Source organism: Mycobacterium sp., assembly GCF_046095365.1.
GTDB lineage: Bacteria > Actinomycetota > Actinomycetes > Mycobacteriales > Mycobacteriaceae > Mycobacterium.
Map to the genome: position 1 here is coordinate 1 of NZ_JBJTJF010000160.1, position 11434 is coordinate 11434.

Below are 11434 nucleotides of genomic sequence, written 5' to 3' on the forward strand. Positions count from 1 at the left end.
GGTGGCGCCCGGGGACCGCCGGGCCCGGCCGGGCCCGGCGGCCGCGGTCAAGGGTCCCTACGGCGACCCGGCCGAGTGGGACCTGACGCTGCCCGCGGTTCCCAGCGCTTTCCTGTCCGGCGATCCGGTCCAGATCATCAACGCCGTCCTGGGGATCGCCCAGAACTCGCTGCAGGTGACCCAGGGACTGGGCAAGAAGTTCCTGCAGCGGCTGGGCATCCTCAAGCCCACCGACTCCGGGATCACCAACGGCGGCGGCATCCCGATGGTTTACGGAAACCAGGCCATCGAATACGTCATCAAGCGGGGGATGTCCCAGATCGGGGTGCCCTACTCATGGGGCGGGGGCAACGCGGCCGGGCCCAGCCGCGGTATCGACGAGGGGGCCGGCACGGTCGGCTTCGACTGCTCCGGGCTGGTGCTCTACGCCTTCGCCGGCGCCGGCATCAAGCTGCCGCACTACTCGGGTTCCCAGTACGAGCTGGGCCGCAAGATCCCGTCGTCGCAGATGCGCCGCGGCGACGTCATCTTCTACGGCCCCAACGGCAGCCAGCACGTGGCGATCTACCTCGGCAACAACCAGATGCTGGAGGCGCCCTACACCGGAGCCACCGTGCGCGTCGCGCCGGTGCGCACCGGCGGCATGACTCCCTTCGTCGTCCGCTACATCGAGTGGTGAGGTTGATGATCCTGTCGCCCAGGTCGTTTCGGCCGCTGCGCGCGCTCGCGGCCGCGTTGACGGCGCTGATGCTGGCACTGGGGGTGGCGTCCCCGGCCGGGGCGTCCCCGGTGGCCGGCGATTGGGATCCGACCCTGCCGGCGATCCTCAGCGCCGGGGCGCCCGGGGATCCGGTTGCCGTCGCACAGGCGTCGCTGGCGTTCACCCAGCAGGCCGCCCAGGCCGCATCGGACCTCGGGCGCAAGTTCCTGGCCGGTCTCGGGATCGGCGGCAGCCCGACATCCATGCCCGGCGGGCGGGTCGGCGGTCCGCAGGCCATCGAATACGTGATCCGCCGCGGCGCCTCCCAGCAGTCGGTGCCCTATTCCTGGGGCGGTGGTGCGATCAACGGCCCCAGCGAGGGCGTCGACCAGGACGCCGGCAAGATCGGCTACGACTGCTCGGGTTTCACCCGCTTCGCCTTCGCCGGCGTCGGGGTGCTGCTGCCCAAGTACTCCGGGGACCAGTACAACGCCGGCCGTCACGTCCCGCCATCGCTGGCCAAGCGCGGGGACCTGATCTTCTACGGGCCGGGGGGCAGCCAGCACGTCGCGCTCTACCTGGGCGATGGGCAGAGGATGGAGGCCTCCTCGGCGGCCGGTCAGGTCACTGTCGGCCCGGTCCGCACCGCGGGTATGACGCCGTACCTGACCCGCGTCATCGAGACCTGACCCCGGCCGGCCGGCACGCCAGCGAAGACCCACGTCGACGGATTCCGGATCGCCTGGAATAGTTGTCGGCGGGACACGCGGCCGCCCGGTCGGGAAGTGGTAGCCGGTAAGAACGTTCCAGCCAACAGCTGTGGAGGAAATTCGATGACGTCACCAGGTGGGTCGCTCGCGGGTCCGGGAGGATATGCGGGTTCGAGCACGGCCGCCGTCACTGTCTCGGGCGGCAACGGACTGGCCGGCGAGGTGAACACCCTGGAACGGGCGATTTTCGAGGTCAAGCGGATCATCGTCGGCCAGGACCAGCTCGTCGAGCGGATCCTGGTGGGTCTGCTCGCCAAGGGCCACGTGCTGCTCGAGGGTGTGCCCGGCGTGGCCAAGACGCTGGCCGTGGAGACCTTCGCCAAGGTGGTCGGCGGCACCTTCGCGCGCATCCAGTTCACCCCCGACCTGGTGCCCACCGACATCATCGGCACCAGGATCTACCGGCAGGGCCGCGAGGAGTTCGACATCGAACTCGGCCCGGTGGTGGTCAACTTCCTGCTGGCCGACGAGATCAACCGCGCCCCGGCCAAGGTGCAGTCCGCCCTGCTGGAGGTGATGGCCGAGCGCAAGATCTCCATCGGCGGCCAGACCTACCCGCTGCCCAAGCCGTTCCTGGTCATGGCCACCCAGAACCCCATCGAGAACGAGGGCGTCTACCCGCTGCCCGAGGCGCAGCGCGACCGGTTCCTGTTCAAGATCAACGTCGACTACCCCTCCCCGGAGGAGGAGCGCGAGATCATCTACCGGATGGGTGTGACCCCGCCCGAGCCCAAGCAGGTGCTCGAGACCGGGGACCTGCTGCGGCTGCAGGATGTGGCGGCCAACAACTTCGTCCACCATGCCCTGGTCGACTACGTGGTCCGGGTGGTCACGGCCACCCGCCGTCCCGAGCAGTTCGGCATGCCCGACGTGCGGGCCTGGATCGCCTACGGCGCCTCGCCGCGCGCCTCGCTGGGCATCATCGCCGCCGCCCGTGCCCTGGCACTGGTCCGCGGCCGCGACTACGTCGTGCCCCAGGACGTCATCGAGGTGATCCCCGACGTGCTGCGGCACCGGCTGGTGCTCACCTACGACGCCCTGGCCGACGACGTCAAGGCCGACACCGTGATCAGCCGGATTCTGCAGACGGTCGCGCTGCCGCAGGTGAACGCGGTTCCCCAGCAAGGACATGCGGTACCGCCGATGGCACCCCCAGCACCCGCAGGGCCTGCCGTCTCACCCTCGGCCGGCGCCCCCGCTCGGTGAGCGAGTCCGAGACCGTCCACCCGCCCTCGTTCGGCCGCGGTGAGATCGGCGACGCGAAGCTCTCGGCCGCGTTGCGCACGCTCGAGCTCACCGTCAAGCGCAAGCTCGACGGCGTCCTGCAGGGCAATCACCTGGGCCTGATCCCAGGCCCGGGTTCGGAGCCGGGGGACTCGCGGCTCTACCAGCCCGGTGACGACGTGCGCCGGATGGACTGGTCGGTGACCGCCCGCACCACCCACCCGCACGTCCGGCAGATGGTCGCCGACCGCGAACTGGAGACCTGGCTGGTGGTGGACATGTCGGCGAGCCTGGACTTCGGCACCACCGGCTGCGAGAAGCGCGACCTGGCGGTCGGCGCGGCCGCGGCGATCACCTACCTCAACAGCGGCGGCGGTAACCGGATCGGTGCGCTGATCGCCAACGGCCAGGACATCATCCGGGTCCCCGCCCGCTCCGGCCGCCAGCACGAGCAGACCCTGCTGCGCGCCATCGCGACCTCGCCGCGGGCGCCGGTCGGGGTGCGGGGGGACCTGGCCGTCGCGATCGACGCCCTGCGCCGTCCGGAACGCCGCCGCGGGATGGCGGTGATCATCAGCGACTTCCTCGGGCCGATCAACTGGATGCGGCCGCTGCGGGCGATCTCCGCCCGGCACGAGGTGCTCGGCATCGAGGTGCTCGACCCGCGGGACGTCGAACTTCCCGACGTCGGCGACGTGATCCTGCAGGACACCGAGACCGGCGCGACGCGTGAGTTCACCATCGACGAGCAACTGCGCGACGATTTCGCGCGCGCCGCCGCGGCGCACCGCGAGGAGGTGGCCCGCACCCTGCGCCGCTGCGGCGCGCCGATGATGACGCTGCGCACCGACCGGGACTGGATCGCCGACATCGTGCGCTTCGTGGCCTCCAGGCGCCGCGGGGCGATGGCGGGAGCCCAGTGACCGGGGACCGGCGATGAGCGTGCCCGGACTGGGCCCGATGTCGCTGACCGACTTCGCGCATCCCTGGTTCTTCCTGGGTCTGCTGCTGGTCGCCGGACTGGCGGCGCTGTATGTCTACATGCAGCTCGCGCGGCAGAAGCGCATCCTGCGGTTCGCCAACATGGAGCTGCTGGAAAGCGTTGCGCCGCAACGTCCCAAGCGCTGGCGGCACCTGCCCGCGATCCTGCTCATCAGCTCCCTTGTGCTGTTCACCATCGCGATGGCCGGGCCCCGCAACGAAGTCCGGGTGCCGCGTAACCGGGCGGTGGTGATGCTCGTCATCGACGTGTCGCAGTCGATGCGCGCCACCGACGTCGAACCCAGCCGGCTGGCCGCCGCCCAGGAGGCCGCCAAGCAGTTCGCCGACCAGCTCACCCCCGGCATCAACCTGGGTCTGATCGGATACGCGGGCACCGCCACGGTGCTGGTCTCGCCGACGACCAACCGGGACGCCACCAAGATCGCCCTGGACAAGCTCCAACTCGCAGACCGCACGGCCACCGGCGAGGCGATCTTCACCGCCCTGCAGGCGATCGCCACCGTCGGCGCGGTGATCGGCGGCGCCGGCGGCAACGACGAGGAGAAGCCACCCGGGCGCATCGTGCTGATGTCCGACGGCAAGGAGACCGTGCCGTCCAACCCGGACAACCCCAAGGGCGCCTTCACCGCCGCGCGCACCGCCAAGGACCAGGGCGTGCCGATCTCCACGGTGTCCTTCGGCACCCCCTACGGTTACGTCGAGATCAACGACCAGCGCCAGCCGGTGCCGGTCGACGACGCGATGCTGAAGAAGATCGCCGAACTCTCCGACGGAAACGCCTACAGCGCCTCCACCCTGGAACAGCTCAAAGAGGTGTTCACCACGCTGCAGGACCAGATCGGCTACGAGACAGTCAAGGGCGACGCCAGCGTGGGCTGGCTTCGGCTCGGTTCGCTGCTGCTGGCGCTGGCCGCGCTGGCCGCGCTGCTGATCAACCGCCGCCTGCCCGGCTGAGTTCCCCGGGATTTCCCAGGGATTTCCCCCGAGATCGCCCCCAGGGTCGTTGATCCGGGTCACTCGCAGCCGTGGTGTAGATGTCGGCGCCGCCAACCGCAGGCACTAAGTTGACGGGAATGAGCGAGACCTCCTCAGGCGCCAAACCTCCGTTCGTCGCCCGCTCGGTGCTGGTCACCGGCGGTAACCGGGGGATCGGCCTGGCGATCGCGCGGCGGCTGGCCGCCGACGGCCACAAGGTAGCCGTCACCCACCGCGGCTCCGGCGCGCCGGAGGGCCTGTTCGGCGTCGAGTGCGACATCACCGACAGCGCGGCCGTCGACCGGGCGTTCACCGAGGTCGAACAGCATCAGGGCCCGGTCGAGGTGCTGGTGTCCAACGCCGGCATCACCGCGGACGCCTTCATGATCCGGATGACCGAGGAGCGTTTCGAGAAGGTCATCGACGCCAACCTCACCGGTGCCTTCAGGGTGGCGCAGCGCGCCGCCCGCAGCATGCAGAAGAACCGGTTCGGCCGGATGATCTTCGTCGGGTCGGTCTCGGGCATGTGGGGCATCGGCAACCAGTCCAACTACGCGGCCTCCAAGGCCGGCCTGATCGGCATGGCGCGCTCGATCTCCCGCGAGATGTCCAAGGCCGGCGTCACCGCCAACGTGGTGGCCCCGGGCCTGATCGACACCGACATGACCCGCGCGATGGACGAGCGGGTTCAGAAAGGCGCCCTGGAGTTCATTCCGGCCAAGCGGATCGGCACCGCCGAGGAGGTTGCCGGCGCGGTCAGCTTCCTGGCGTCGGAGGACGCGGGTTACATCGCGGGCGCGGTGATCCCGGTCGACGGCGGCATGGGCATGGGCCACTAGGAGAAAGGACTGACATGGCAGGCATTCTCGAAGGCAAGCGCGTTCTGGTCACCGGGATCATCACCGACTCCTCGATCGCGTTCCACATCGCGAAGGTTGCTCAGGAGGCCGGTGCCGAACTGGTGCTGACCGGGTTTGGCCGGATGAAGCTGATCGAGCGGATCAGTCACCGGCTACCCACCCCAGCGCCTCTGCTGGAACTCGACGTGCAGAACGAAGAACACCTGGGCACCCTCGCCGACCGGATCACCGAGGTGATCGGGGCGGGCAACAAACTCGACGGCGTCGTGCATTCCATCGGCTACATGCCCCCCAGCGGGATGGGCATCAACCCGTTCTTCGACGCTCCCTACGAGGATGTGGCCAAGGGCATCCAGATCTCGGCGTTCTCCTACGCCTCGTTGGCCAAGGCGACCCTGCCGATCATGAACCCTGGCGGCGGCATCGTCGGCATGGATTTCGATCCGACCCGGGCGATGCCGGCCTACAACTGGATGACGGTGGCCAAGAGTGCGCTGGAGTCGGTGAACCGGTTCGTCGCGCGGGAGGCCGGCAAGTACGGTGTGCGCTCCAATCTCGTTGCGGCCGGACCGATCCGGACCCTGGCCATGAGCGCGATCATGGGCGGGGCGCTCGGCGACGAGTTCAAGGACGAGATGAAGATGCTGGAGGAGGGCTGGGACCAGCGCTCGCCGATCGGCTGGGACATGAAAGACCCCACGCCGGTCGCCAAGACGGTGTGCGCATTGCTGTCGGAGTGGCTGCCGGCCACCACCGGGACGGTGATCTACGCCGACGGCGGCGCCAGCACCCAACTTTTCTAGCCCCCCATGAGTGACGACTTCGACGCGCTGCTGCTGCTGTCCTTCGGTGGGCCGGAGGGCCCCGAGCAGGTGATGCCCTTCCTGGAGAATGTGACTCGCGGCCGGGGCATCCCGCGGGAACGCCTGGAGTCGGTGGCCGAGCACTACCTGCACTTCGGCGGGGTCTCGCCGATCAACGCGATCAACCGGTCGCTGATCGGGGCCATCGAGGCCGAACTCGCCGCCCGAGGCGAGAAGCTGCCGGTCTATTTCGGCAACCGCAACTGGCATCCGTTCATCGAGGACACCGTCGCCCAGATGAAGGCCGACGGGGTGCGGCGTGCGGCGGTGTTCAGCACCTCGGCGTGGGGCGGCTACTCCGGCTGCACCCAGTACCAGGAGGACATCGCCCGGGCCCGGGCGGCGGTCGGCGACGGAGCCCCTCAGTTGCAGAAACTGCGGCAGTACTTCGACCACCCGCTGCTTATCGACATGTTCGCCGGAGCGATCGCCCGGGCGGCGGCCGATCTGCCCGAGGACGTGCGCCCGCAGGCCCGTCTGGTGTTCACCGCCCACTCGATACCGATGCGCGCCGTCGACCGCTGCGGGCCGGGCCTCTACCCCCGCCAGGTGGGCTATGCCTCGAGTCTGATCGCCGACGCCGCCGGTTATCCCGACTACGACGTCGTGTGGCAGTCGCGATCCGGGCCGCCCCAGGTGCCTTGGCTGGAACCTGATGTGGGCGATCATCTCTCGGAGCTTGCCGCCGGTGGTGTCAGGGCGGTGATCGTCTGCCCGGTCGGCTTCGTCGCCGACCATATCGAGGTCATCTGGGACCTGGACGGCGAACTGGCCGAGCAGGCGGCCGGACTCGGTGTCGCGCTGGCGCGGGCCACGACGCCGAATGCCGAGCCGCGTTTCGCGCGGTTGGCCCTCGACCTGCTCGACGAGGTGCGAGACGGCCGGGAGCCCGCCAGGGTAGCCGGCCAGGACCCGGTCCCGGGATACGGATCCAGCGTCAACGGCAGCTTCTGCACCGCCGACTGCGAGGCCAGCGCGGCTGCCGCCGGTCGCTAGTGCCAGGCCGACTGCAGGATCGCGCCGACCGCCGCCGACCGGGCGGCCCGCACCACGGCCGACAGCGGACGCAGGGCCGCGTCGGCGATGTGCGCCTGCGACGCGCTCTGGGTGGCGATCGGCGCCACGTCGGAGCTGACGGTGATGATCGCGTCGACGTGCGCGGCGGTCGAGAGCACCCGGACAGCCCGCGCGGGTGCATGATCGGGGATCTGGTGATGGCAATTGGCCTGCAGTACTTCCTCCACGAGACCGCGTGGATCATCCTGTCCGGCAACCAGTTTCAGACCGTCGAGTGTCTCCGCCGCCGACCGGACAGCCGATCGGAGCGCATACTCGGCCTCGCCGAGATCGATATGGTCTCCGCTCGGCAGCCCCTGCAGCGAGTAGACCGACCACAGCAGGGATGTCTGCGGCGATAAGGGGTCCTCGTCGCCGGACTCCGCGGTGGGCACAAGGCCGATCGCCGATCCGTCCTCGGCGCTGACCAGTACCGCCTCGCCGGCCTCGAGGGCGTCGGTCTGGAACTGGGACCCGACCGGCAGGCCCCGGACGTCGCCGGGAACCGGGAGCGCGAGTGTGACAGCCGGGCGGCGTGGCCATCCGCCGCCGCGCGGCGTGCTCGCGGTGCGCACCGTCTGCAGCAGCGACATCGTTCCTGCGTCGTCGATGTCCGGCCACGGCAGACCGGTGCGGCCGGCCGCCACCGCGTCATAGGCGGTCACCGAATGCGTTGGCGCCCAGGCGCTCAGTGCGTCGAGGACGTCATCGGGCGCCGCCTGACCGGCCAGCCAGGCGTTGGCCCACACCGACAGCGAGACACTCGGGCACCACATAGTGCAGGTGAGTGTAGTAGCTCGTCAGCCCCCGGGTCGGCTTCGCGCGTAGGGTGGAAACGTGTCTGCACCGCTGATCTGGCTGGTGTTCGCCGTCGGCCTCGCGGCCGCCGAAGCCCTCACCGGGGACATGTCCCTGCTGATGCTCAGCGGGGGAGCCCTTGCTGCCGCCGGATTCAGCTTGCTGGGCCTGCCGGTGTGGGCCGGCGGTGCGGTTTTCCTGGTGGTTTCGGTGCTTCTGCTGGGCCTGGTGCGTCCGGCGGCGAGGCGGCGGCTGTCCGCCGGCAAGGGACTGCCGGAGCCGGCCAGGGCGCTGGAGGGCAGGCAGGCGGTGGTGCTGAGCCGGGTGGGCCGGGATGAGGGACAGGTCAAGCTGGACGGCGAGGTCTGGACGGCCCGTCCGCTGAACGACGACGACGTCTACGAGCCCGGCGACCGGGTGACCGTCGCGCACATCGACGGCGCGACCGCGGTGGTCTGGGGCGACCGGTAGAGGGAGGAACCGACATGGAGGGTGCGACCGCAGGGCTGGTGCTGCTGGCGGTGCTGGTGATCTTCGCGGTGGTCATCGTCGCCAAGTCGGTGGCCCTGATCCCGCAGGCCGAGGCCGCCGTGGTCGAGCGCCTCGGCCGGTACAGCAAGACCGTCTCCGGGCAGCTGACGCTGCTGATCCCGTTCATCGACAGGATCCGCGCCCGGGTCGATCTGCGCGAACGCGTGGTGTCCTTCCCGCCGCAGCCGGTGATCACCGAGGACAACCTCACCGTCAACATCGACACGGTGGTCTACTTCCAGGTCACCAACCCCCAGGCCGCGGTGTACCAGATCAACAACTACATCGTCGGCGTCGAACAGCTGACCACCACCACACTGCGCAACGTCGTCGGCGGGATGACGCTGGAGCAGACGCTGACCAGCCGCGACCAGATCAACGCCCAGTTGCGCGGGGTGCTCGACGAGGCCACCAACCGCTGGGGGCTTCGGGTCGCCCGCGTCGAGCTGCGCAGCATCGACCCGCCGCCCTCGATCCAGGACTCGATGGAAAAGCAGATGCGCGCCGACCGGGAGAAGCGGGCGATGATCCTCACCGCCGAGGGCACCCGGGAGGCCTCGATCAAACAGGCCGAGGGGGCCAAACAGGCGCAGATCCTGGCCGCCGAGGGGGCCAAACAGGCGGCGATCCTGGCCGCCGAGGCCGAGCGGCAGTCGCGCATCCTGCGCGCTCAGGGCGAACGGGCGGCGTCCTACTTGCAGGCCCAGGGTCAGGCGAAGGCGATCGAGAAGACGTTCGCGGCGATCAAGGCCGCGCGGCCCACCCCTGAGCTGCTGGCCTACCAGTATCTGCAGACGCTGCCGAAGATGGCGGCCGGCGAGGCCAACAAGGTGTGGGTGGTACCCAGCGATTTCGGGTCGGCGCTGCAGGGCTTCACCAGGCTGCTCGGCGTGCCCGGCGTGGACGGGGTTTTCCGCTACGAGCCCTCGCCGATGGACTCGAGTTCGGCTGCGCCCCCGGATGATTCAGACGAGGTTGCGGACTGGTTCACCACGCGCAGCGATCCCGCGGTGGCCGCCGCGGTGGCGGATGCCGAGTCCGAGGCGCGCTCGTCGCTGCCGGCTGTCGGTCAGGTGTCGATTCCCGCGGTGGAGATACCAGGGGCGGTCGAGATCCCGCCGGCGGGCGGTTAGGCGCGCTACCAGCCGACTCCCCACATCGGCTCGTCCTCCATGGCGCCCATGACCCCGAGGTCGTTCGGGGTGGCGCGCAGCTCGGAATCGCCCGGGCTCGCGCAGTCGGTCATCTGCCCGCCGGTTGCGTCACTGCCCCCGGTCACCTCGCACCCCGGCATCAGCGGGTTGCTGGGGCCGCCGCCGCCGTCCTCGTCGGCCGCGGCCAGGGGCGCGGTCAGCAGAGCCGCGACGGCTCCGGCTGCCGCAGCGAGGAGAACCAGCGGGTGTCGCTTCTGCATCAGGGTGTCCTTCGTCGTCGGGTTTCTTGCGATATCGTAACCGCTGGATCCGCAAGCCCGCCTGCCGTCGAGACCCAGGAGCACCCACATGACAGCTTCAGCCCTGCTTGCCCGGCGCATCACGCTCGCCGCCCTCGGCGCCGGCGCCGTGCTGATCGCCGGCGCGGGCACCGTCGCGGCCGCACCCGCGCCGGGGTGCACAGTGGCCGATATCACCGCGGTCGAGTCGGGGGTCGCCGCGGGGCTCACCGCGTACCTGTTCAGCCACCCCGACGTCAACGACTCGTTGAGCAGCTTCCAGGGCCTGCCGAAGGCCGAGGCGACCAGCAGGACTCGGGCCTACCTGGCCGCCAACCCCCAGGTGCAAGCCGACATCAACGGCATTCGGGGGCCGGTGTTCGATCTGCGCGCGAGGTGCAACATCCCGACCAACAACCTCATCCGCGGGGTGCTCTGATCCCGACCGGTTCGCGCCGGTAGCGTCGCGCCTCGTAGACCAACCCGGCGATGCCCATGGCGGCAGTGCACAGCGAGACCAGCACCAGTAGCGGACTGACGTTGCCGGTCATGGCGTCGCCGAGAACGACCACCGCCGCCGTTCCCGGCACCAGGCCGGCCACCGTCGCCCACAGGTAGGGAACCGCCCGGACCCCGGATGCCCCGGCGGCGTAGTTGAGCACCGAGAACGGTACGGCCGGAATCAGTCTCAGCGACAGCACCGCCGGCCAGCCCCGGGCCTGCAGCCGGGCGTCGAGGGCGTCGATGCCCGGATGGCTGACCAGTCCGCTGATCTGCCAGCCCAGCACCCGGATCAGATAGAGGGCCAGCATCGCGCTGAGCGTGCTGGCCGTCACGGCGAGCCCCACCCCCAACAGCGGCCCGAACAGCAGGCCGGCCGACAGCGTGAAGGCGGTCCGGGGAAACGGCAGCACGGTGACGATGACGTGGGCTCCGAGGAAGGCCAGCGGAAACCAGGGACCCAGGTTCGTGGCCCAGTCCCGCAACTGGATCGCGGAGGGCAGCGGGACCAGCAGCGCAACGGCCACGAGTGCCGCGAGGACGATCGCGGTCAGCAGCATCCGGGTGCGGCTCACCTGCCGGGCGGTCGCGGCCATCGCCGACCCCACGCTGCGCGCCACGCTACCGCCGCGCTTGATGCTCGGCATGCCTGCCAAGGTTACGGCCTGCCCGCTGCGGTCCCGGAGGGCAGGCTGATTTAGCCTGAGGGGCAGGCGGCGACG

The 11434-nt window shown here is 70.0% G+C and carries 14 protein-coding genes; 11 read left to right on the forward strand and 3 right to left on the reverse strand.

Annotation, left to right across the window (positions count from 1 at the left end; all coding sequences use genetic code 11):
* The 8 genes from ACKOQ4_RS12080 to ACKOQ4_RS12115 all read left to right on the forward strand — a co-directional run.
* Positions 1-679 (forward strand): NlpC/P60 family protein (locus ACKOQ4_RS12080; protein ID WP_526292100.1); only part of this gene is annotated, 679 nt, incomplete at its 5' end.
* 68 nt (positions 680-747) lie between these two features.
* Positions 748-1389, forward strand: a complete 642-nt coding sequence (gene ripB / locus ACKOQ4_RS12085; protein ID WP_526292154.1) for an NlpC/P60 family peptidoglycan endopeptidase RipB — start codon at positions 748-750, stop codon at positions 1387-1389.
* Positions 1390-1533: 144 nt separating this feature from the next.
* Positions 1534-2676: a chaperone MoxR1 gene (moxR1, locus tag ACKOQ4_RS12090; protein WP_526292102.1), complete on the forward strand. Its 1143-nt coding sequence runs from the start codon at positions 1534-1536 to the stop codon at positions 2674-2676.
* Positions 2673-3617: a DUF58 domain-containing protein gene (locus tag ACKOQ4_RS12095; RefSeq protein ID WP_526292104.1), complete on the forward strand. Its 945-nt coding sequence runs from the start codon at positions 2673-2675 to the stop codon at positions 3615-3617. The genes moxR1 and ACKOQ4_RS12095 overlap by 4 nt, the downstream gene beginning before the upstream one ends.
* Positions 3618-3630: 13 nt before the next feature.
* Positions 3631-4650: a vWA domain-containing protein gene (locus ACKOQ4_RS12100; RefSeq protein WP_526292106.1), complete on the forward strand. Its 1020-nt coding sequence runs from the start codon at positions 3631-3633 to the stop codon at positions 4648-4650.
* Between the two features lie 119 nt (positions 4651-4769).
* Entirely contained in the window at positions 4770-5510 is a 741-nt protein-coding gene (fabG1, locus tag ACKOQ4_RS12105) for a 3-oxoacyl-ACP reductase FabG1 (protein WP_526292108.1), read from the forward strand.
* A gap of 14 nt (positions 5511-5524) precedes the next feature.
* Positions 5525-6334: an NADH-dependent enoyl-ACP reductase InhA gene (gene inhA / locus ACKOQ4_RS12110; RefSeq protein ID WP_526292110.1), complete on the forward strand. Its 810-nt coding sequence runs from the start codon at positions 5525-5527 to the stop codon at positions 6332-6334.
* A 6-nt stretch (positions 6335-6340) separates the two neighbouring features.
* Positions 6341-7390, forward strand: coding sequence for a ferrochelatase (locus ACKOQ4_RS12115; protein WP_526292112.1), 1050 nt, complete (start codon positions 6341-6343; stop codon positions 7388-7390).
* Here ACKOQ4_RS12115 and ACKOQ4_RS12120 read toward each other — a convergent pair.
* A complete protein-coding gene (locus ACKOQ4_RS12120; RefSeq protein ID WP_526292114.1) occupies positions 7387-8226 on the reverse strand; it encodes an Rv1486c family protein in 840 nt (279 codons plus the stop codon). The genes ACKOQ4_RS12115 and ACKOQ4_RS12120 overlap by 4 nt on opposite strands.
* A gap of 61 nt (positions 8227-8287) precedes the next feature.
* On the opposite strand from ACKOQ4_RS12120, the gene ACKOQ4_RS12125 reads away from it, so the two are divergent.
* A complete protein-coding gene (locus ACKOQ4_RS12125) occupies positions 8288-8719 on the forward strand; it encodes an NfeD family protein (protein ID WP_526292116.1) in 432 nt (143 codons plus the stop codon).
* A 14-nt stretch (positions 8720-8733) separates the two neighbouring features.
* Positions 8734-9912, forward strand: a complete 1179-nt coding sequence (locus ACKOQ4_RS12130) for an SPFH domain-containing protein (protein WP_526292118.1) — start codon at positions 8734-8736, stop codon at positions 9910-9912.
* Between the two features lie 5 nt (positions 9913-9917).
* Here ACKOQ4_RS12130 and ACKOQ4_RS12135 read toward each other — a convergent pair whose 3' ends face one another.
* Positions 9918-10193: a hypothetical protein gene (locus ACKOQ4_RS12135; RefSeq protein ID WP_526292120.1), complete on the reverse strand. Its 276-nt coding sequence runs from the start codon at positions 10191-10193 to the stop codon at positions 9918-9920.
* A gap of 88 nt (positions 10194-10281) precedes the next feature.
* Between ACKOQ4_RS12135 and ACKOQ4_RS12140 the strand changes: the two genes are divergently transcribed.
* Positions 10282-10650, forward strand: a complete 369-nt coding sequence (locus tag ACKOQ4_RS12140; protein ID WP_526292122.1) for a hemophore-related protein — start codon at positions 10282-10284, stop codon at positions 10648-10650.
* Here ACKOQ4_RS12140 and ACKOQ4_RS12145 read toward each other — a convergent pair.
* Positions 10631-11359, reverse strand: coding sequence for a TVP38/TMEM64 family protein (locus tag ACKOQ4_RS12145; RefSeq protein ID WP_526292124.1), 729 nt, complete (start codon positions 11357-11359; stop codon positions 10631-10633). The two genes, ACKOQ4_RS12140 and ACKOQ4_RS12145, sit on opposite strands and share 20 nt — an antisense overlap.
* Positions 11360-11434 lie beyond the last annotated feature (75 nt).